This window comes from Polyangium mundeleinium (genome assembly GCF_028369105.1).
In the GTDB taxonomy this organism is placed as follows: domain Bacteria; phylum Myxococcota_A; class Polyangia; order Polyangiales; family Polyangiaceae; genus Polyangium; species Polyangium mundeleinium.
In genome coordinates this window covers 6,191,493-6,211,860 of the sequence record NZ_JAQNDO010000001.1, presented here as the reverse complement: position 1 = coordinate 6,211,860, position 20,368 = coordinate 6,191,493, and the positions used below count along the sequence as shown (strand labels likewise).

The window sequence follows — 20,368 nt, the reverse complement described above, 5'->3', positions numbered from 1 at the left end:
CTATTCGCCCCAGAGCGCCCTGCATTCGCTCATGATGGCCTCGTCCACGGGCACGTTCGGCACGTTCGGGAGCTCTTTGGCGGGGGTGGACTTGAAATCGAAGACGTCCCACGGCGCGAGCGCATTGGCGTCGCGATGGGTGAGCGCCGGGATCTGGAAGCGCGCCTCGATGAACCGAACGACCGAGGTGTGATCGTAGACGTCGTGGCTCACGTAGCCCTTTTTCGCGTACGGCGAGACGACGAAGAACGGGACACGGACGCCGTACGATTCGAAGACGGCGCGATCGGTGTCGTCGAGCTCGCGATCGTCGGGCGCGCAGGCCTTCGGCGGTGGCACGTGGTCGTAAAGCCCGCCGTGCTCGTCGTAGTTGATGAACATCGCCGAGCGGCTCCAATGCGGGCTCGCCACGAGCGCGGCGATCGCCTCGGCGAGCCAGTTCTGCCCGAGCGTCGCCGGCGTCGGGGGGTGCTCGTCGGTATGGTCCATCTGCCCGCTGCTGGTGCCGTCGGGATCGATGAACGCGACCTGAGGCAACTTGCCCTCCGCCGCGTCGGTGAAGAACTGGCTCATCGGCACGAAGCGGTTCTCCTCCTGCCGGAGCTCGAGGTACCGCTCGATGAACATGGCGAACGTGGGCGTGTTCTCGTAATAGAAGCGCCACGAGATTTTCCGCTTGTTCAGGTAATCGATCAGCGTCGCCTCCACGCCCTGCGGAAAATCGTTCGACTTCAGCCCGAACGAGGTCGCGGCGTGCATGAACATTCGATTGGGCCAGGTCGCGGTGGGCGCCGACGCGAAGTACCGATCGCCGATCGAGAAGTTTTTCGCGAGCCAGTACACGAGAGGCAGATCGGCCTCGGTGTAATACCCCATCGCGCGTCGTCCGAGCAGCATGCTGAGATCGCCGTTCATGGGGAGCTCGTGCGCGCCCTCGTTCGTGGTGACGAAGCCGCTCATCGCGCCGCCGGCGATCTGCTGCTTGATGGCGCCCCAGCTATGCGCGGTGTCGACGAAGCAGTGTTGATCGAGCGGGAACGGCGCGATGGGGTTCCCGTCCGGGTCGAGGTTCGTGAAGCCTTCGGGCGCGACGTCGGCGTCGATCCCCACGTCGCCGATCTTCTGGAGGTAGTGATCGAAGGAGCGGTTTTCCATCATCGCGACGATGATGTGATCGATCGGGATCTCCGCGCCGACGGGGTGGCTCTCCCCTTGCGTCTCGGCCGGCAGCGCGCCCGCGCGGTAGGCGCAGCTCTCGCGCGCCGTCGCGGCTTCCTGGTCCGCGGGCTCGACGACGTCGCGATTCCACTCGGGCGGGCCAGGCAGCTCCGGATCCGCCGGCGCCGGCGGCGAGGACGGCGAGGTGCACGCCGGAATGCACGAAACGAGCGCCAAGGCGAAGAGCGGGCGGGGGATGCGCATGCGGCGGAGTATCGCCCATGCGCGGGACGAGGTCCATAGCGCGGGAGCGGAGGCGGGCGTGGTGCAGAGCGTCCGAGGCTCGGCCGACTCGGGCGGCGATTTTGATCCGATGCGGCAGGGGCAGGCGGACGGCGCGGAATACGCCTCGCGCCCGGGAGCGTTCGGCCCATCATGCGTAGCTCCCTCCATGCGGTTCTTCGCCCCTTTTTGGCCCTCGGCCTCGCGGGCCTGCTCTCCACCGCCACACGCGACGCTGCGGCTTGCTGGGACGGCTGGTACGCCGAGGTCGGCGGCGTTGGCATCACCCGCGGCCTCGGCGTCGCCGAATGGAACCCCGAGCACGCCCGCGAGGCCGCTCGCTGGGGCGCGCGCATAAATGCCCTTCTGCCGCCTGGCGCGGCGCTCGCCATCGAATGGGACGAGGCGACGTGTGCGAGCGACCAGGGCGCGTGTGGCGCAGTGACGACGATCGCGGCTGGCTCGGAGGACCTGCCGGCGACGTTCCGCGCCGTGGCGAAGGCGTTTCATGTTCCCGCCGCCAAGGTGCGGAAGGCGCGCGCGCTCGATCCCGAGCTCTACACCGTGCAGATCTTCGCCGGCAGCAAGCGCCGCGCCCTCGCCGTGAAGGACCACGTGGCGGCTCTCGACGCCGGCGATCACGGCTTTTTCGTCGAGGGAGGGTTTCCCGCCCCCAAGCAAACCGCGCACGTGCTCCGTGATCCCGAGGCCGATGGTCCGCACCGGGTGATTGTCGGCACGTTCTTGAGCCGCAAGGAGGCCCGGGCCGCGCTCGCCGGGCTGCGCGCCAAGGGGTTCGGCGGGTACGTGCGCGCGTTGCCTGCGGGCAAGGCAATCCAGGAGGAGTCGTTCACGAAAATGGGGTGACGGGCGAAGGCAGCCGGCCCTGATCTACTTGCCCTTGCGCCGCGTCGCTCTCGCCAAGGCGAATGCCGCGCCGACCAGGAACGTGGTGGCCGCGCCTCCCTCCTCGCCGACCGCGCAGCCCCCACAACCGCTGCTGCGTCGGGGCAGGCCCGTGGCCTCGTACTGGCCCGGCGGCGGCACGTAGACCGTGGCGACTTCGCCGCCGCGCACGCAGACCGAACGTTTTTCGCAGCGGCGCGGCGCATCGCAGGCCGCGCCGGGGCCACAAATGCCTAGCTCCGCGTCGTAGGACATCGGCATGGCGAGCGGATGGCGCCGATCGAAGAGCGGCCTCGTTTCGATGCAGGCCATCACCTCGTCACACGTCTCGTCCCCCGCGCAGTCCCTGTCGCTCCGGCACGTCGCGATCCGACATTCGCCGCCGATCACGCCGCCCCACCCCGGCGGGCAGTTCGTCGGCGCCTTCTTCTCGCAACGCGAGCCTTCATGACTGGAGACGCCGACCTTGCCCGGCCCGCAAAAAAACGGCTTGGGGCCGACGACGTCGGCGCGCGCCGGCTCGGTCCGCGCGAGCATGGCGACCGCGAGGCCAAGGAGGATGCGGGCGAACCGATGCATCCAACGACGATCATCGCACCGAGCCGCGCGCGTCAAGCCCGGATCACCCGAGCGCCTCATCCGACCCGCCTCGACGTGCTACACAGCCCCCCGATGTCCGAGCCCCAAGAGACCCCGTTCGATCGTATGGGCGGCGAGGCCGCCGTCCGGAACCTCTGCGAGCACTTTTACGATGCGATGGACCGCGACGAGCCCGTCCTCGCCAAGCTGCACGAGCTCGACGAGCAAGGCCGCGTCTCGCGCCGCAGCCGCGATCGGTTTGCGCTGTTCCTGATCGGCTGGCTCGGCGGGCCGCAGGATTACATCGCGCAGAACGGCCACCCGCGCCTCCGCATGCGCCACGCCCGCGTGCCCGTCGATATCGCCATGCGGGACGCCTGGATGCGGGCGATGACGACCGCCATGGATGAGGTCGGCGTGGCGCCGGACCTCCGCACGTTCCTCCTCGGCCGCCTGGCCGACGTCGCCGACTTCATGCGCAATCAACCGGGCTGAGCCCGCGTCGTCCCGCTAGAACAAGACCGGCAGCGCCGTGAGGCCCCGCAGGAAGGATTTGTTCCAGCGGACGTCGTCGGGCGGCACGGCGAGGCGCATCGCGGGAAACCGTCGGAACAAGGTGTCGAAGGCGATCTGGCCCTCCACCCGCGCCAGCGGCGCGCCCACGCAGAGGTGAATGCCTTTTCCGAAGGCGACGTGCCGCTCGGCGCCCTGGCGCGTGATGTCGAAGGTGTCGGGGTTCGGGAAGCGCGCCGGGTCGCGGTTCGCCGCGGCGAGGCCCACCATGACGGGCTCGCCTTTCGGAATGCACGCCCCGCCGAGATGCACGTTCTCCTTGGCGATGCGCGCGGCGACGAAATCGACCGGGCCCCAGTAACGCAGCGTCTCCTCGACGACGCCCTTCGCGAGCGTCGGATCCGCCTTCAACTTCGCGAGCTCCGCCGGATGCTGGAAGAGCGCGAAGGCCCCGTTGCCGATCAGGTTCACGGTGGTCACGTGCCCCGCGAGGTACAGGAGAAAGACCGTCGACAGCACCTCGTCCTCGCAGAGCTTGTCGCCCGCCTCCTCGGCCCGCAGGAGGTCCGTGATCATGTCCTCGGCCGGGGTGTTTCGCTTGAGGACGAAGAGATCCCGCAAATACGCGGTGAACTGGCGCAGCCCCGTGATCGTCTCGGCATCCATGCCGCCGGCGCGGCGACGGTCGGCGCGCAGGAGGTTCTCCGTCCATTGTTTTACCTGCGCGCGGTCCGCGATCGGAATGCCGAGCATGTCCGAGATCACCGTGACCGGCATCGGGTATGCGAAGGCCTCGATGAGGTCCATGCAGCGATCGGGCGCGCGCTCGCCGCGGGCCTCGGCGGCGCGCTCCGCGGCGTCGAACAGGTCGTCCGTGAGCTTCTGGATGCGCGGGCGCATCGCCTCCATGGCGCGCGGCGAGAAGCTCGGCTGGATGAGCTTGCGCAGGCGCGTGTGATCCGGGGGATCCTTGGAAAGCAGGGTCTCCGAGAGCAGGCGTAGCTCCTCGATGACGGGCGGCAATTTCTCGCGTTGCTCCGGGGTCATGGCCGTACGTCGATCGGACGAAAAGCGGCCATCGACCAGGGCGGAGAGCACTTCTTCGTAATGCGACACGAAGAGATGCTCGCGCGCGAGGAAGGCTTCGAGGTTGGCCGCGCTTTCGCCGCCGCCCGCGTCCATGTCCGCGTCCGTGAAGGAGACGGCGACGACGGGGCCCTGGGCCCGCGCGGCCGCGTAGTCCTCGATGGCCCGTCCCGGGTCGAGCGACAACGTCACGGTCCCCGTCGCCTTTTCGCTCTCTCCGCTGGATCCGTTTTGCATGACGTCCTCCGCCTGCACACGCGCGTAGCGCTCGCGGCGCCTTGCCATTCTAGGGGCCGCGCGCGGCGCGTCCACGCAGGGAGGCGCTTCGTCAACGGGAAATCGTCAGGCGGGAATTCAGGGATTGGCGGGCAGCCAGGCGAAGGTCTCGGACGCGGCGTCACACCTCGCGACGCGCGACGCGCGACGCCCGGATCCCGCGGTGCGCCGGCAAGGACTCGATCGTCATCGCCTCGGCTTCCTCGGCCGCCCGCGCGACGTCGTCGTCGACGAGGACCTCCCCGTCCCGCGCGGCGCCCGCGAGCTCGGTGGCCTCCTGGACCGCCGCCCCGAGGATCATGCAATGCGAATGAAAGGGCGCGCCGAAGGTGCCCACCGTCAAGAGGCCCCGCGCCACGCCCACGCGCGCGCGGACGAAAGGCGCCCCATGCCGCGCCGCGATCTCGGCGGTCTGCTCGATTTGATGGAGCGCCGCGCGCATGGAGGCGAGCTCGACCGCGCTCCGATCCTCGCCGAGCGCGCCGAACGCAAAGAGCATCTCGTCCCCGCGCGAGGCGTGCATCGTGCCGGCCATCGTGAACGCCGCCGTCGCCGCGGCCTCGGAGAGCTCGTCGACGAGGACCTTGAATCGGCGCGGCGGCAAGCGGTCCGCGGCCATGTCGAGCCCGGAAAAACGCAGCACGAGCGCCGTGGCGAGGCCACGCGCGGGCACACCCCCGACGAGCTCCGCCCCCGGCGCGCCCGTCTCGCCGCGCGCGGGGCCAAAACATCGATCGAGCAGCAAACGTTTCTCGGCGTCCGCGCGTTCGCCGAGCGCGTGCAGGCGGAGCGCCGCGATCCGCAAGAGGCCCGTGACGAGCGAGGCGTCGTACGACGAATACGCTTTGCCGTCGGCGCGCGCGCCCACGACGACCACGGACGCCGGCGCGGCGGCGGCCCCGGCGGCGCCCTCGGCCCCGTCGAGCGGCAGGACCAGGAAGGCATGGGCGTCGAAATGGCCAAGCCGCGTGAGGCTGCGGCGAATCTCGTCCACGGGCGTGCCATGTGCAGGCTCGCGGGTCGCGCCGCTGAAATCGCCGTCGACCTCCGTGCGGGGCCCGGTGACGGAGCGCGGGCCCGTCATGGATTGCGAGGGCGGCGCGCCGGGGGCACGCGCCCAGTAAATGCCGCCGTCGCCGCGCTCGAGGAGGCGCGTCGTGCGCGGGGAGAAGCAGCGCCGGATCGTGTCGACGAGCAGCGTGACGACCTCGTCCTCGGAGGCGGCATTGGCCACGGCGCCGGCCATTTCGTCGAGCACGGAGGCCGCGTCGACGTCGGCGCGGCGCTCGAAGAGGCGGCGGATCCGGAGCGAGACGGGCTCGGCCGCCGCCACGACCGCAGCGACCCCAAACGTGGCGCCGAGGCCGAGGTACATACCTTCGGAGCCGGAAAACGCATAAGCGAGGCCGCCGAAGGAGAAGGCCACGGCGGCGAAGACGGCGCCGAGCACGACGAGCATGGCGAGGACACGGGAGACCTCGCGGAGCGCGACGTCGACGTCGAACATCTGCCGGCGCTGGATCTGGTGCGCGAAGGCCGCCGGAAAGCCCGCCAGGGGGAACATCGCAAGCCAGCTCAAGCCGGCCACGGACGACGTGTGGAGGCCGAGGCTGATCGGCACGAGCTGGAGCACGAGGCTCGGCAGGACGGAGAGGCCCGCGGTCCACAACATGAAGCGCGCCGATTGCCGCGCGGAGAGCGTCCGGCCGCGGAAGCGCGCGTAGAGGAAGGAGCCGAGCAGCGCGAGGAACCCGAGCAGCATCATGCCAATGCCGGCCCGGGTGCAGGCGTTGCCAATGGCGGGATCGACGCCGATGGTCGTCCACGTGACGAGCAAGGCGAGCGCCGGCACATACGGGAGCCAGAGGAGCCACGGGCGTTTTCGCGTGGCGCCGCCGAGGCCGGAGAACACGAGCGCGAGGTGGACCTCGGCCGCGCCGGTCGACGAGCAGCCGAGGTAATAGATCCAGGTGAAGGCGCTGTCGACGAGGTCGAAATCGACGGAGGCAATGAGGAAGAGGCCGACGGCGCTGGTGAAGGCCACGAGCGCCTGCACGGGGCGCAAGGTCGGCCGTTTCCAGCCGGCGATGCCGCCGACGAGGAGGAAGAGAATCGCGGCGATGAGCCCCGAGGCGTAGAGCTTGAACAGCGAGGCCCAGCCGAACGGCGTGACCGGCACCGCCACGTCGTACGTGCGATCGTCACGGCGCAGGGTATACGTCACGAGCGTGCCCGGGGCGAGCCGATGCACGTATTCGTGGACGTCCCTGCCGCGATGCACGGGCGTGCCGTCGACCGCGAGGAGCGCATCGTAGGGCTCGATGCCCCGCTCGATTCCGGGCCAGGTCGGCTCCACGACGGCCGAGACGAGCAGGCCCGCCTCCACCGTGAATCCGGGGAACGTCGCGCGCGCGACGCGGGGAAACTCGGCCAGCGCGACGAGCGCGAAGAGGCACGTGGCGAGGATCCACCCGCGCATCCCGAGGCTCGTGAGCCGCCCCGCCTCGGCCACGGGCGCCGGCGCAGGCTCGCTCTGGAGCGCCCGGAGATCCTCGGCCATCTCGGCGGCCGTCGAATACCGCGCGTTCGGGTCCTTTTCGAGCGCGCGCATCACGACGCGCCCGAGCTCGAGGGGAATGCCGAGATCCGGGCGGCGCTTGTCGGGCGGGACGGGCGCCTTGTGCGTGAGCGCATAGGAGAGCTCGGCCACGCTCGCGCCCTCGAACGGAGGTTCGCCCGTGAGCGCGCGGTACATCATCGCGCCGAGCGAATAGAGGTCGCTGCGGCGATCGATGGGCTGTCCCCTCGCCTGCTCCGGGCTCATGTAGCGCGGCGTGCCCCAGATGGCGCCGGTCTCGGTGAGCTCGGTGGATTCGTGGTCCTCGAGCTTGGCGATGCCGAAATCGAGGAGCTTGACCACGGGCTCGCCGTCCTTGCCCGGCCCGCGCGCGGCGAGGGCGAGGAAGACGTTCTGCGGCTTGATGTCGCGGTGGACCACGCCGCGCCGATGGGCGTCCGCGAGGACGTCGAGCAGATCGAGGGCGATGCGGGTGACGCGCGCCGGGGCGAGCGGCGCTTCCCGCTCGATCAAGCTGCCGAGCGTCTCGCCCTCGAGGTACTCCATGACGAGGTAGAGCGCCCCGTCGTCGGTTTGTCCGAAATCATGAATGGCCGCGGCGTGCGGGCTCGATAGCTCCCGCATGATGCGCGCCTCGCGGCGGAAGCGGTTCACGACCGTGAGGTTGTCCGCCATGCGGCGGTGCAGGATCTTCACGGCGACGCGGATGTTTTTCCACGCGTCGCGGGCGAGGAAGACCTCGCCCATGCCGCCCACGCCGAGCTTTCGTTCGAGGCGATACCGCCCGGCAATGGTGGCGCCGACGTCGGTCACGGACGCGGGCGGCGGCACGCTCGGCCGCACGCTGCGCGGCGGCAGCTCGACCTTCGTCGGCGCATCCTCGCGGCTCCGGCTCTCGTCGCGCTCCGTGTCGCCCTTCACGCCCGAGACGGTACCACGAGGGAAGCCCCCCGCGAAAGCGCCTCGTCTTTCAATACGAACGGCGCTCCCGGTCCGAGGTGGGATCGTAATGGGGCACGCCCATCATCTCCGACTTTTCGGATCCCGCGCGAGGAAGTACGCGTGGGGCGGCAATCGTCCTAAGGCCCCGAGGGGACGTGGTGACGGAACGGGCGCCGCGCGTACCGCAGGGTGGCAACGATCAGGGCATATGCATTGCACCGGGGGCGCAGCGAGGGTCGGGCGCGAGAGGGTTCGCGCGTCGTCCTCACCGTAAGGAGGAATGTATGAGCAAGGGTCGTACGATCGGAATGGGTCTCGGAATGGCGATTCTCGTGATGGCCGGCGCGGCGTCGGCGGGCACCCCGGGCGGATTGTTCGGCAAGCTGAACAAGGCGCGCGCGCGGCATCACGCGTCGCAGTCGACGCAGGTCGAGCGCACCGTCAAGGAGCGCGCCGGGGCGAAGATCGAGCGCACCGTCAAGGAGCGCGCCGGGGCGAAGATCGAGCGCACCGTTCAGGAGCGCGTCGAGTCGCAGCGGGATGTCGGGATCCAGGGCGAGGTCGCGCTCCAGGGCGAGTTCGGACTCCAGGGTGAGTCCGGAATCCAGGGCGAGATCGCGAGCCAGGGCGAGATCGCGAACCTGGGCGAGGCCGGACTCGAGGCCGGACTCCAGGGCGATGCCGCGCTCATCGAGGATACCGGGAGCATCCAGGAGGCGCTCGGGACGCAGGAGAGCTTCATGGAAGCGGAGGAGGTCGAAGCCCAGGAGTAGACAAGCGGATCACGGAGGCACGGGCCGGTAGGTCTTCACGACCGGCTCGCCCGTGCTGATCCAGCGGAAATGGTCGATGAGCGTGGCGCTGTCGAGCACGGCGTCGCCGGAATCGTAGACGGCGAAACGGATGGTGAACGTCTTGCCCCCCTGCATTGGCGCGGTGGTGGTGAGCCAGCCCGTGGCGCCGTTCCCCGACCCCGAATCGTATCCCGTCCCCAAAAGCTCGCTCGTGCCGAGGCTGCAAGGATAGACCGCGCCGCCGACGCTGCAGGGCGGGCCGCCCTGGCAGGCGCACACCTCCAGAAAGACGTTGTTCACGCTGATGACGTTGCCCTGGCCGTCGAAGGAAATGTTGCCGTCGGTTTGTCCCGGCGGCGGCGGCGAGAGCAACGCGACGAAGGCGTCATTGAAGGTGGAGCAGGTAAAGGCCGGGAACTCGGTGGTGTAATAGTTGAATTCGAATGAGAAGCCCACGGTGCCCATCGGGGCGCGGAGTGTCACCTCCAGGGCCACGCCGTCATAGGGCTGGCCCGTGAGGACGCCGGGGCACGCCGGCGAGCTTTTCGGAAACCCCTCCGGCGCGGCGTGCGAGTAGTTCTTGGTATACCCGGCCATCGGGGTCGTGTAGCCGGGATCGCCGGGACGGCGGGCGGCGCCGCTGGAGAGCGCGAGCAATCGTTTTCCAGCCCGCGGGAGCACGTTCGGGCCAAAACCGTCGAAGAGGCCGTGCCCGAGCGCATAAGGGAGGTCGTATCCCGAGGGAATGGGGTCGCCGTCGGGGAGCACCCAGCGCGCATCCTGCAAGCCCGCGCTGTCCGGGCCCGCGGCGAGCGTGCAGATCTCGATGGCCTGCGCGGCATGGAACGGATCCGCGTCGTCGAGCGCGAGGTCGTCGTCGCACGGCGAGGTCCCGCTGCCGCCATTTCCACCGCTGCCGCTGCCGCTGCCGCTGGACGACGACGCCCCGCCCTCCCCGCCGGCGCCGCTGCCGCCACCGCCGTTCCCGGTCGTGGCGCTCGTGGTCACGGAGCTACCGTCGCTCGTGCTGCTGCTTTCGGGATCCCCCGAATCGGGGCCGCCGCCCGCTCCCCCGCTGCCGCTGCCGCCGCCGAGCGAGACGAATTGGCCGCAGGCAGCGGCAAGCGCGGCGAGCGCGGCGAGCGCGGACAGGAGGGAGAGCGGGAGGGGCCTTGTGCGCATGGGCGAGAGGATCACTCCATCGGGCGTTCGGTGGCTACGACGCTGGCCGGCTGCGTGCTCCAGCGGAAGTGGTCGATGAGGGTGGCGCTGTCCATGATCGCGTCGCCGTTGTCGTAGGTGGCAAAGCGCAGGGTGAAGGTGTCACCGCCCGTGATGGGCGCGGAGGTCGTGAGCCAGCCGGTGGCGCCGTTGTTCTCGAAGCCCGTGCCCGTGAGCTGCCCCGGGCCGAACGCGCAGCTCGGGCTGCTGCAGACGTCGAGGAAGACGTTGTTCACGCTGATGAAGTTGCCCAGGGAGTCGAAGGAGATGTTGTCGTCGGTCTGGCCCGCGGGCGTCGGCGAGAGCAAGGCGACGAAGGCGTCGTTGAAGGTGGAGCAGGTAAAGGCCGGGTACTCGGCGGTGTAGTAGGTGAAGTCGAAGGCGAAGCCGTGCGCGACGTTCGGAGCACGGAGCGTGACCTCGAGGGCCACGCCGTCGTAGGGCTGGCCCGTGATGACGCCGGGGCAGGCCGGCGAGGGCTTCGGGAAGCCGTCGGGCGCGTCGTGCGTGTAATTCTTGGCGAAGCCGCCGCTCGGGGCCGTGTAATTGGGATCGGTCGGGCGGCGCGCGGCGCCATTGGAGATGCCGAGCATGCGGTCGCCTTTGCGCGTGGCCACGTTGGGGCCGAAGCTGTCGTAGATGGCGTGGCCGAGGGCATAGTTCGCCTCGGAGCCCACCGGGATGTCCGAGCCGTCGGGCAGCACCCACTTGGCCTCGATGAGGCCCCAGCTATTCGGGCCATTCGACAATTTGCAGATCTCGATCGCCTTGGCGGCGTTGTACGGATCGGCGTCGTCGAGGGCGAGGTTGTCGTCGCACTTGGGGGGGCCGAAATCGTCGGGCGGCGCGCCACCCGAGCCGCCCGTCCCGCCGCCCGAGCCACCCGAGCCACCTGTGCCACCCGTCCCACCCGTGCCGCCTGTGCCGCCGCTGCCGCCGGGGCCCGCCGTCGGGGTGCCGGAGCTGCTGCTCGAGGTGTCGGGATCGGGGGCCGCGCCAGTGCCGCCGTCGCCGTCGCCGCCGCCGCCCTCGGCGACGGTGCTGCCGCACGCGGCGAGCACGAGCAAGGACGCAAGCGAGAGCGACAACGTGGAAAGAGCAAGTCGATTTTGCATGGGGGGTCTCCTATGCCGACGTGAAAAGAGGGGCCGACGCTACCGATGGCCGGGGAGGGCCGAATCGATCACGGAATCGACGGGCCGCCGGCGAGAGGGCGGAGGCGCTCGGCATACGGGCTCTGCGGGTGCGCTTCGAGGAAGCGGCGGGCACGGGCGGCGGCCGAAGCGTCGCCGGCGCGGGAGAGCGCTTCGATTCGAAGAACCTCGGCCTCCAGGGCAAGGTGGCCGCGCGGAAACCTCGTGGCGTAGTCATCGAGCGCGTGGAGGGTGCGGGGGCCGTCGCCGGAAGCGAGCGCCTCACGCGCGACACGCAAGGCCTGGAGTTCTGCCGCGAGGCGCGCAGCGCGGTCAGCCGAAGCGCTCGGCGCGGGGGCCGCGGGGGCACGTTTTCCTTTGGGCGGTGCCGTCGGCTCGGCGGGCGCCGGTTCTTGCGGCGCGCGTGGGGCTTCGGGGGGCGTCTCGGCGGTCTCGTTGATCTCGTTGGTCTCCGGGGCGGATGCTACGGCGACCGGGGACGGGCGCTCCCGCCACGCCGGTGCAAATCGGCTCGCCGCAACGGGGACGTCGCCCTCGCCCGCCGCCACGCCGACCGCAATCCCAAGGCCGAGGGCCGACACGCCGATCGTGAGCGCGATCCATTTCGCGAACACCCCCTGCAACAAGCCCTTCGTCGTCCCAGCCGAAGCCGCCTTCGTCGCCGCAATCGCGCCGAGCCCCGCAGCAGCGCCAATCAGCGCAGCTCTCCGCTCGCGGGCATGCCTCGCGTCGAGCGTACGAGCCGAGCGCAAGAGCTCCGCCCCCAGGTCGTCCCCCTCGACGAGTCGCTCGGGATCCGTCATCGAATGCTCCGTTTCTTGCGCGCCTGGATCCGCGAGAGCTCCGCCTGGAAGAGCTCACGGCCACGGCGCAGGCGAGACGCCGCCGTCCCGAGCGGGATCCCAAGCAAGCTCGCAATCTCCGGGACCCGCATCTCTTCAAGCTCGAACAGGACGAAGACCGCACGCACGTCGAGCGGCAGCGACTCCAGGACCTCGTCCAGCATCGCCCGAGCCCGCCGCTGCGCAAGCAGCTCCTCCGCATCAGGCCCCGTATCCGGCGGCTCCAGCGGAAGCCCCGGCGCCTCATCCTCCCCCGAAAGCGAGACCTCGCCCCGGCGCCGCACCGTTCGCCGGACCTGCATGGCCACACGCATCGCCGTCCCAAACAGGAAGGCCCGCTCACTGCCAGGAGCAATCTCCTCGAGCCGTCGGCTCAGGACGATGAAGACCTGTTGCGCAGCATCGTCCACGTCGGCATCCGGCACCCCGAGGCGGCGCACCGAGCGCCAAACAAACTCGAAATGCTCATCCCGAATCGCCCGGAAGCGCGCCGCAGCCTCCCCATCCACCGGGGCAACCGAGAGCGGCGACGAGAGGGTCCAATCCACCCCCTCGCCGCCCTCCCGCGTGGTCCCCACAGTCGTCATCGTCCCCCCGATGTCGCAAGGACCGCGTTTCGATCACGAAAACGACAGGTCTCGTCGTGGGGCGTCGCGCCGGGGCGCTGCCCCGGTCCCCGCGGGGGCTGTCCGCCCCTCGACCCGGACCAGGCACGGCCTGGACCGGTGATGGAAGAACTGCGCGGTGCGCAGTTCTTCCAACGGGCCGGTGGCAAGACCATGGAGGGGGGTCTCAAGCTGGCAAGGGGCACGCTGCCGGTTGAACCTGCAGCGCTGCGGTCTTGGTGGGCAGGGTCGTTGGCAGTCTTGACTTGCGGCTGTTCGAGGAACTGCGCATCGCGCAGTTCCTCGACCCCGCGTCCAGCGCTTGCGCTGGTCCGGGTCCAGGGGCGGATAGCCCCGGTGGGGCCTGGGGCAACGCCCCAGCTCCGCGCCCCCAACCTGAGACCCATCCTCAGCTCCAGGTCCCTCATGGGGTCAGCACCGGGCGCGGAAGGCCTTGCGTCCCCGCAAGATCGTGATCGCTCCTCGGGGATTGCCGCCTGCCGCGCCGCAACCTGGCCCCCGTCCGAGCGCCTGCCGACCTTGGGCGTCGTGAACCGCTGCTCCCCGGGCGCGTCCTCTGCCCTGCGGCGCTGCAGGCGGCCCTCCGCGCTCACCTGCACCTGATCGACGGCGCCGCGGCTCGAAGACACCCCTCTGGAGACGCCGACTTGCGGCGCGGCAAGTCTCCCTCCGCGAGGCCGCCTCCCGTTCGACGGCCCCGGAGGTCCCCGAGCGCGCTCTGCGCCCTCCATCCTGCAGCGCCGTGGTCTTGGTGGGCAGGGTCGTTGGCAGTCTTGACTTGCGGCTGTTCGAGGAACTGCGCTCCGCGCAGTTCCTCGACCCCGAGTCCAGCGCTTGCGCTGGTCCGGGTCCAGGGGCGGACAGCCCCGGTGGGGCCTGGGGCAACGCCCCAGCTCCGCGCCCCCAGCCTGAGACCCATCCTCACCAGAACACCCACCCTGCCCCGATTGCGCCGTAGCCTCCGAGGGCGGGGGTTGCGTGGAGGATGCGCCGGGGGTCTTCGAAGCCGAAGAGCTCGCGGATGAGGGGCACGACGAGCCCGGCTTCGGCTTCCAGGGAGAGGGATGGCAGGGGCCGGGCTTGGAGCCGGCCTGCGGCGGTCACGGCGAGCCAGGGGCGTGTTGCTTGTTGGGGGTTGACGATGGTGAGGCCTTGGCCTTGGAGGGCGCCGAGGTCGATGCCGGCGCAGGGCCGTGTGACGACGGGGCCGATGGCCCAGGTGAAGGGGCAGCCTGAGAGATGGGCGGCGATCCAGCGGAAGCGGGCGGCTCCGCCGTCGGTCTCGGTGGTCGGGCTTTGGGCGATGGCCAGGCCGAGGCGGAAGGCGGGCGCGAGGCCTGTGTGGCCCCAGGAGGCCCGTTCGGCGAAGAGGACGAGGCCCCAGGCGGGCTCGGGGGCGAGCGCGCTCCAGACGGCTCCCTGCACGCCGACCTGGACGTGGTGTGCAGCCCCCGGTGGCGGCGATGGCGGCGGCGGCGGCGGCGGTGGCGGTGGCGGCGGCGGCGGCGGTGGCGGTGGCGGTGGCGGTGGCGGTGGCGGTGGCGGCGGCAGCTCGATCGGCTGGTTGAGCCCTCCCTCGATGGCCAGCGCCGTCACCAGGGAAAGCGCCTCCATCACCTCCTCGCAGCTCTCGCCGGACACCTCTCGCAGCGAGCTCTCCCCTCCTGGCACCTCGATGCGCAGCTCCCCCCGCAGCCGCCCCCTGTTCTCCTCGAACAGGCTCGCCGTCAGCGTCCGCGCCTCCTCCCCGTCCTTGGCCACGTGTAGGTCGGGCACCTCGGCCCGCACGGCTGCGAGGAAATCCTCGGCGCTGGGACAACGGGCGGGGGCCGTGTACACGAGCCGGACCGGGGCGAGCTCGCCCTGGGAGGGCCGCGCCGCGAGCAGCAGGGCGGCGACGACCGCGGCTCGCGCGAGCCGCTTCGGCGCTCGATCAGGACGCGCGCCGCTCATCGCCGAGGGCCGGCTCTTGCAGGTACCGTGTCTCCGGGTTCTCGCGACGCCAGAGGACGGTGTCCATGAAGTAGTGGTGGATGTTCACGAAGCCGTAGAGCGCCGCGAAATACGGCGTGGGCCCGAAGTCCTCGTAGACGGCTTTTCCGCGTGGCCCGAGCGCCTCGTCGAGCGCCGTGGGCGCGCCGTGGAAGAGAAGCCAACCGAGCCCGAGGGCCGACACCGCGAGGATGCCGAGGCGCGTCCGCGCCGAGCGCTCGAACCAGGGCGGGCCCTCGCGCTCCCGCGCCTCGTTCCCCTTCATGAGCCAGACGAAATACAGGTATTGCACCGAGTGCAGCGCCGGAATGACATACCGCACCAGCGGATCCATGCTCGAGTAGATCGACCACGACCAGATGCTGCAAAGCAGCGCGGTGAGCGGCGTCAGAATGGGCAGGCGCCCCTCGCGCCGCCACTTCTGGAATAGGACCCACGCGAGCGGGAGCAGCGTCGATAAAAACACCACGTGCGTGAGGTGTTCGAGCCAAACGGGATGCGCGAGGGTGGTGTAGACGACGCCCTTCTCCTCCACCTCCCGCCCTGGATCCGCCGGGCTCGCCCAGGCGTACGCCCAGCCGGCAAAGCAGTGCGCGAGCACCACGAGCCGCTCGCGCGGGGCGAAACGAACCCCGCGCCGCGCCGCGAGCACCGTGAAAACGCCGAACCCTTGCTTCACGTAGTGCCAGCCGACCAGGAAAAACATCAGCCGGAAGAGCAAGCTCAACGTGAACGCCGAACGCGTGGCGAGCCCCCCGATCGAAAGGCCGCCGAGGAGCAGCGGGACCCCGAAGCCCGCGACGAGGTATCGAACCCGCTGCGCCCCGCGAAAGGCAGAGCCGATCGCGCGGGCCTTCACGTCCTTGTAAAAGAGGAGGTACGTGACCGCGAAGTGCGGATCGTTGATGACGAACGCCGCGTGGAACATGAGGAAGCCGACTGCATATTCCGCCGGGTCGAGCCCGAAGGCGCGCCGGAGCAACCAGGAGAGGGGAAACAGGAACGGCGTCACGCCGCCCACGAGGAAAAACTCGGCCCAGCGGCCCGGCGAGCCTCGGGTGCGCGACGGTTCGAGAGGTCGCGACGGAGCCATGGGCATGCTGGTCATGGGACACACGCTACCATCCCTTGCGCCCGCCTGGACCCCGCAAGAAATGGACGCTTCGCAGTTGACGGCCTCGGGGGAGTTTGGTTGCCTGGCTGCTCGGAGCTGAAATCATGAGCGATCGCACGCCGAGCGCGTATCTCGCGTTCCTTTCGAGCCAGGAGCGCGAGGTCTGCGCCGCGATTTCCCGGGACGCAGCGGCAGAGATCCCGTTCCTCGGGAAGGCAGGCGAGGCCGAGACCACAACGTGGGTCGAGGGGGCTGCGGCGACCACGATCCGCGTGCTCGCCGGCGAGGCCGAGGCCAGCGCGATCACGGCCCATTTCGTGGATCTCGCGCGGCGGGGCGCGACGGCCGAGGAGGTCGTCCGGGCGGTCACCCTCTGCCGGCGCCATTGGCTGCGCGTTTCGCTCCGCGCGCTCGCCGAGCACCCGTTCGCGGCCGAGGGGATCGAACGCCTGTCGGGGTGCTTCGACACGGCCTTCGAGGCCATCGGCCGGCACTACGCCGAGGTCGCCGCGGCGCGATGCCGGGACGGCGCGGCGCGCTTTCGCAGCCTCGTCGGCGCGATCGGCAACGTCATCGTGATCATCGACGAGGACGGTCGCATTTCCGAGTGGAATGGGGAGGCCGAGCGCATTTATGGTTGCTCCAGGGACGAGGCGCTCGGCAAGGAGTACGTGGGCACGTTCCTGCCGCCCGAGGTCCACGAGAGCGTGCGGGCCGACATGCGCAAGGTGCTCGCGGGTGAGCCGACGCGGCACGGCGAGAACCCGGTCATCGCGCGCGACGGGACGGTCCGGCTCCTCCAGTGGAACGTCGATCGTGTGCTCGACGGCGAGGGCCGCGCCGTCGCCATCGTGGCGAGCGGCTACGACGTGACCGCGCATCGGGAAGACCAGGACCGGCTCGAACGCAGCCGCGCCGAGGTCCAGGCCATTCTCGACAACGCGCCCATCGTCGTTTTCGTCAAGGACCTCGAAGGCCGCTTCACCTTCGTCAACCGCCAATTCGACGATCTCTTCGGCTTCTCCCGCGGGTGGACCCTCGGCAAGCGCGACGCGGATTTCCTTCCGCCCGAGGCCGCCCAGCAGAACCGCGACAACGACCGCGAAGCGCTCGCGGCGGGGCGCCCGCTCAACAGCGAGGAGATCATTCCGGGCAAGGACGGCATTCACGTCTACATGGCCTCGAAGTTCCCGCTCTTCGACGAGGACGGGGCGCCGTACGCCGTCTGCGGGATCGCCCTCGACATCACCTCGCGCAAGCGCGCCGAAGAGGAGCGGGAGCAGCTCGCCCAGCGCATCATCGAGGCGCAACACACGGCGCTGCGGGCGCTCTCGACGCCGCTCTTGCCGATCGCGAGCGGGGTCGTGCTCATGCCGCTCGTCGGGGCCATCGACGCGGCGCGGGCCGGGCTCGTGCTGGAGACGTTGCTCGACGGCGTGGGCGCCCATCGGGCCGAGGTCGCGATCCTCGACATCACGGGCCTGCGGGAGGTCGACGCCGAGGTCGCGACGGGCCTCGTGCAGGCAGCGCAGGCGGCGGCGCTGCTCGGGGCGGAGGTCGTGCTCACGGGCGTACGGCCTGCGGCGGCGCGCACGATCATCGAGCTCGGCGTCGACATGCGCGGAATCAAGACGCTGAGCAGCTTGCAGCAGGGCGTGACGCACGCGATCACGCGCACCCGCGGCCGCCGCTGAGTCCGCCGCGCCGAGGCATGCGCGGGCGACGGGAACATGCTGCCCGGGGCGCGGGGAGGTGGTAGACTGCGGCACAGGGGAGGGCTTAAGACCTATGGATTCACCGCTTCCCATCACGGGATCCTATTCCACCACGTTCGGCACGCTGCGGCTCGAAGCGCGCGGCGACAAAGTGACAGGCCAATACACCCACCAGGAGGGCTCCGTCGTGGGCACACTCCAGGGGAATTCGCTCCGCGGCACCTGGGTGCAGAAAGGGAACGCGAGCGAGGGGACGTTTTCCTTCGAATTCGATCGCGGCGCCAATGGGTTCCGCGGCACCTGGGAGGGCGGCGGCAGCGGCCCCTGGAACGGCGTGCGGCTCGAGCTCGCGCCCGCGGATCGGGGCGGCTTTCCCGGCGGCTGGAACAGCCTCACCGAGGGCCCGCTCCTCGCCGGACCGATGATCGGCGAGGTCTCCACGCAGGGCGCGTGGATCTGGGCCCAGGCCCGCTGCACCTCGCCCCTCACGCTCGTGGTCGCGACGCCCGACGGCGAGGTCTCCCGCATCGCCCGGACGCCCGCCTGGAATGAATGGCTCTGCCAGGTCTTCCACGTCGAGGGTCTACGCCCCGGCGTCCCCTACACCTACTGGTTCGAAAGCACGCACGGAAAGACGCCGGCGCGGCCGCTCTCGCTCGCCCCTGCCCCCGACACGCGCGCCGTGCGCATCGCGTTCGGCTCGTGCCTCTGCTTCTACCATCACACCGATCTCCCCATCCTCGAGGCCATCGAGCGCGACGCGCCGGCCTGCCTCGCGATGATCGGCGACAACACCTATTATTATTCGTTCGACTGGCAAAGCGAGCACGCCATGATGCTCGCCCAGCTCCGCGCCCGCAACAATCCCTCGTTCCGGCGCCTCGTCTCCGCGTTGCCGACCGTCGGCGTATGGGACGACCACGATTTCGGCCCCAACGACGCCGACAATCGGTTCTCCGGCAAGGACATGGCGTTCCGCGCGTTCCGCCGCTCCTGGGCCAATGCCCGCTGGGGCACGAACGGGACCGCCGGCGTGTTCTCCTCGGTGCGCATGGGCCCGGCCGAGCTCTTCCTCCTCGACAGCCGCTGGTATCGGAATCAGCCCGCGCATACCCTGCTCGGCGAGTCGCAGCTCGTCTGGCTCGTCGAATCCCTCGCCCGGAGCACCGCGCCCGTCAAGATCATCGCCTCGCCCACGCAGGTCCTGGCCGACGCCGCGGTCGCGAAGGAATGGGAATGCTTCCGCCGCGACGCCCCCCAGGAGCTCGAAGGGTTGCTCGGCGAAATCGAGGCGCGTGACATCCGCGGCGTCGTCTTCGTCAGCGGCGATCTGCACATGGCGAACCTCTTCCACCAGGAGGGACGCGATTTGCACGGCCGCCGCGGGCCCGAATGGTGGGAGCTCACCACGAGCCCGCTCGCGAACGATCCGTGGATGGAGTCGATCGCCGGCAAGGATCGATACCTCGTCGCCGAGGTCGTCGATCGCTGCAATTACGGGCTCATCGACGTCGATCTCGATCGCGCGGGCTCCGAGGTCCTGCTCGTTTGCAAGGACGAGAAGGGCCGTGTCCTCTTCGATCAGCCGATCGCGCTCCCGACGCTCGCGGTCCGTCGTTAATCGGCGGTCTTTTTCTTCACGAACACACTCCGCACGAAGCCGATGAACTCCCGGAGCGCCGGGGCTGTGTCGTCGGCGCGCCATACAATGTAGAGCGTCGCGCGCGGCGCGCCCGCGATGGGCCGGATGGCGAGGCCTTTGCGGCCGGCGCGGCGGATCGAGCCGGGCATGATCGCCACGCCGAACCCCGCGGCGACGAGGCTCACGATGTCGTCGAGCTGCGGCGCCTCCTGCACGATCCGCGGCGTGAAGCCGGCGTCGCGGCAGAGCGACATGATCTGATCAAAAAACGCCGGGCCCCGTTGCCGCGGGAAAATGACGAACGGCTCGTGCGCGAGCATCCCGAGCCGGATCCGTTTGTGCTCGGCGAGCCGGTGCCCGTCCGGCAGCACCACCACCAGCGGATCCCGCGCCACGCACGCGGAGGCGAACGACGCGTCGTCCACCAATCCACGCACGAGGCCCACGTCGATCCACCCCTCCTTGATGGCGTCGAGCTGCGCCTGCGGCGACATCTCGCGCAGGGCGATCTCGACCCCCGGGAACCGCTCGTGAAAGGCGCGCAAAAGGTCGGTGATGCCGCTGTAGGCCAGCGACGAGATGTAGCCCACGGCCACCCGCCCGATCTCCCCGACGCTCGCGCGCCGGGCCTCGTGCACGGCCTGATCGAGCCCTTCGAGGACGCCACGAATACGACCGAGGAACACCACGCCGGCGGCCGTGAGCTCCACCTGCCTCCGCGCGCGATCGAAGAGCTCGAAGCCGAGCTCGGCCTCGAGCTCCTGGATCTGCCGGCTCAGCGGGGGCTGCGTCATCCGAAGCCTCCGCGCGGCGCGGCCGAAGTGTTTCTCCTCGGCGACCGTCAAGAAGTAGCGCAGATGGCGCAGTTCCATACCCACAGGGTATCAGACGATGCCCCGGAATGCATTGGACCGTGGCGACCGACCCCAGGAAGCTTCCCGGGCCCTC

At 70.1% G+C, this 20,368-nt stretch carries 16 protein-coding genes; 5 read left to right on the top strand and 11 right to left on the bottom strand.

The window, feature by feature from the left end; all coding sequences use genetic code 11:
* A complete protein-coding gene (locus tag POL67_RS24735; protein ID WP_271921206.1) occupies positions 1–1,422 on the bottom strand; it encodes a phospholipase C in 1,422 nt (473 codons plus the stop codon).
* A gap of 171 nt (positions 1,423–1,593) precedes the next feature.
* Between POL67_RS24735 and POL67_RS24730 the strand changes: the two genes are divergently transcribed.
* Positions 1,594–2,307, top strand: coding sequence for an SPOR domain-containing protein (locus POL67_RS24730; protein ID WP_271921205.1), 714 nt, complete (start codon positions 1,594–1,596; stop codon positions 2,305–2,307).
* A 24-nt stretch (positions 2,308–2,331) separates the two neighbouring features.
* On the opposite strand, the gene POL67_RS24725 is transcribed toward POL67_RS24730, so the two are convergent.
* Entirely contained in the window at positions 2,332–2,925 is a 594-nt protein-coding gene (locus tag POL67_RS24725; RefSeq protein ID WP_271921203.1) for a hypothetical protein, read from the bottom strand.
* A 93-nt stretch (positions 2,926–3,018) separates the two neighbouring features.
* On the opposite strand from POL67_RS24725, the gene POL67_RS24720 reads away from it, so the two are divergent.
* Positions 3,019–3,420, top strand: a complete 402-nt coding sequence (locus POL67_RS24720; protein WP_271921201.1) for a group II truncated hemoglobin — start codon at positions 3,019–3,021, stop codon at positions 3,418–3,420.
* A 15-nt stretch (positions 3,421–3,435) separates the two neighbouring features.
* On the opposite strand, the gene POL67_RS24715 is transcribed toward POL67_RS24720, so the two are convergent.
* Both POL67_RS24715 and POL67_RS24710 read right to left on the bottom strand, forming a co-directional pair.
* On the bottom strand, positions 3,436–4,761 hold the full coding sequence (locus tag POL67_RS24715) for a cytochrome P450 family protein (protein ID WP_271921199.1): 1,326 nt from the start codon (positions 4,759–4,761) through the stop codon (positions 3,436–3,438).
* Between the two features lie 160 nt (positions 4,762–4,921).
* A complete protein-coding gene (locus POL67_RS24710; RefSeq protein WP_271921197.1) occupies positions 4,922–8,299 on the bottom strand; it encodes a protein kinase domain-containing protein in 3,378 nt (1,125 codons plus the stop codon).
* 305 nt (positions 8,300–8,604) lie between these two features.
* On the opposite strand from POL67_RS24710, the gene POL67_RS24705 reads away from it, so the two are divergent.
* Positions 8,605–9,093, top strand: a complete 489-nt coding sequence (locus tag POL67_RS24705; protein ID WP_271921195.1) for a hypothetical protein — start codon at positions 8,605–8,607, stop codon at positions 9,091–9,093.
* A gap of 9 nt (positions 9,094–9,102) precedes the next feature.
* On the opposite strand, the gene POL67_RS24700 is transcribed toward POL67_RS24705, so the two are convergent.
* The 6 genes from POL67_RS24700 to POL67_RS24675 all read right to left on the bottom strand — a co-directional run bounded on the left by POL67_RS24700 (position 9,103) and on the right by POL67_RS24675 (position 16,057).
* Positions 9,103–10,296: a choice-of-anchor L domain-containing protein gene (locus POL67_RS24700; protein WP_271921192.1), complete on the bottom strand. Its 1,194-nt coding sequence runs from the start codon at positions 10,294–10,296 to the stop codon at positions 9,103–9,105.
* A gap of 11 nt (positions 10,297–10,307) precedes the next feature.
* Positions 10,308–11,450, bottom strand: a complete 1,143-nt coding sequence (locus POL67_RS24695) for a choice-of-anchor L domain-containing protein (protein ID WP_271921190.1) — start codon at positions 11,448–11,450, stop codon at positions 10,308–10,310.
* Between the two features lie 68 nt (positions 11,451–11,518).
* The gene (locus POL67_RS24690) at positions 11,519–12,292 is read right to left on the bottom strand and encodes a hypothetical protein (protein ID WP_271921187.1); all 774 of its coding nucleotides are present in this window, start codon (positions 12,290–12,292) and stop codon (positions 11,519–11,521) included.
* Positions 12,289–12,918 carry an RNA polymerase sigma factor gene (locus POL67_RS24685; protein WP_271921185.1) on the bottom strand — a complete coding sequence of 210 codons (630 nt, stop codon included), beginning with the start codon at positions 12,916–12,918 and terminating at the stop codon, positions 12,289–12,291. The genes POL67_RS24690 and POL67_RS24685 overlap by 4 nt, the downstream gene beginning before the upstream one ends.
* Positions 12,919–13,878: 960 nt before the next feature.
* Positions 13,879–14,910 (bottom strand): hypothetical protein, encoded by a 1,032-nt coding sequence (locus tag POL67_RS24680; protein ID WP_271921183.1) that lies wholly within the window; start codon positions 14,908–14,910, stop codon positions 13,879–13,881.
* A complete protein-coding gene (locus POL67_RS24675; RefSeq protein ID WP_271921180.1) occupies positions 14,891–16,057 on the bottom strand; it encodes a hypothetical protein in 1,167 nt (388 codons plus the stop codon). The genes POL67_RS24680 and POL67_RS24675 overlap by 20 nt, the downstream gene beginning before the upstream one ends.
* Positions 16,058–16,167: 110 nt before the next feature.
* Here POL67_RS24675 and POL67_RS24670 point away from each other — a divergent pair, with 110 nt between their 5' ends.
* Both POL67_RS24670 and POL67_RS24665 read left to right on the top strand, forming a co-directional pair.
* Positions 16,168–17,757: a PAS domain-containing protein gene (locus POL67_RS24670; RefSeq protein ID WP_271921178.1), complete on the top strand. Its 1,590-nt coding sequence runs from the start codon at positions 16,168–16,170 to the stop codon at positions 17,755–17,757.
* A gap of 94 nt (positions 17,758–17,851) precedes the next feature.
* Positions 17,852–19,399 carry an alkaline phosphatase D family protein gene (locus POL67_RS24665; RefSeq protein ID WP_271921176.1) on the top strand — a complete coding sequence of 516 codons (1,548 nt, stop codon included), beginning with the start codon at positions 17,852–17,854 and terminating at the stop codon, positions 19,397–19,399.
* Here the strand turns inward: POL67_RS24665 and POL67_RS24660 are convergent.
* Positions 19,396–20,292 (bottom strand): LysR family transcriptional regulator, encoded by an 897-nt coding sequence (locus POL67_RS24660; RefSeq protein ID WP_271921175.1) that lies wholly within the window; start codon positions 20,290–20,292, stop codon positions 19,396–19,398. The genes POL67_RS24665 and POL67_RS24660 overlap by 4 nt on opposite strands.
* Between the last annotated feature and the right edge of the window lie 76 nt (positions 20,293–20,368).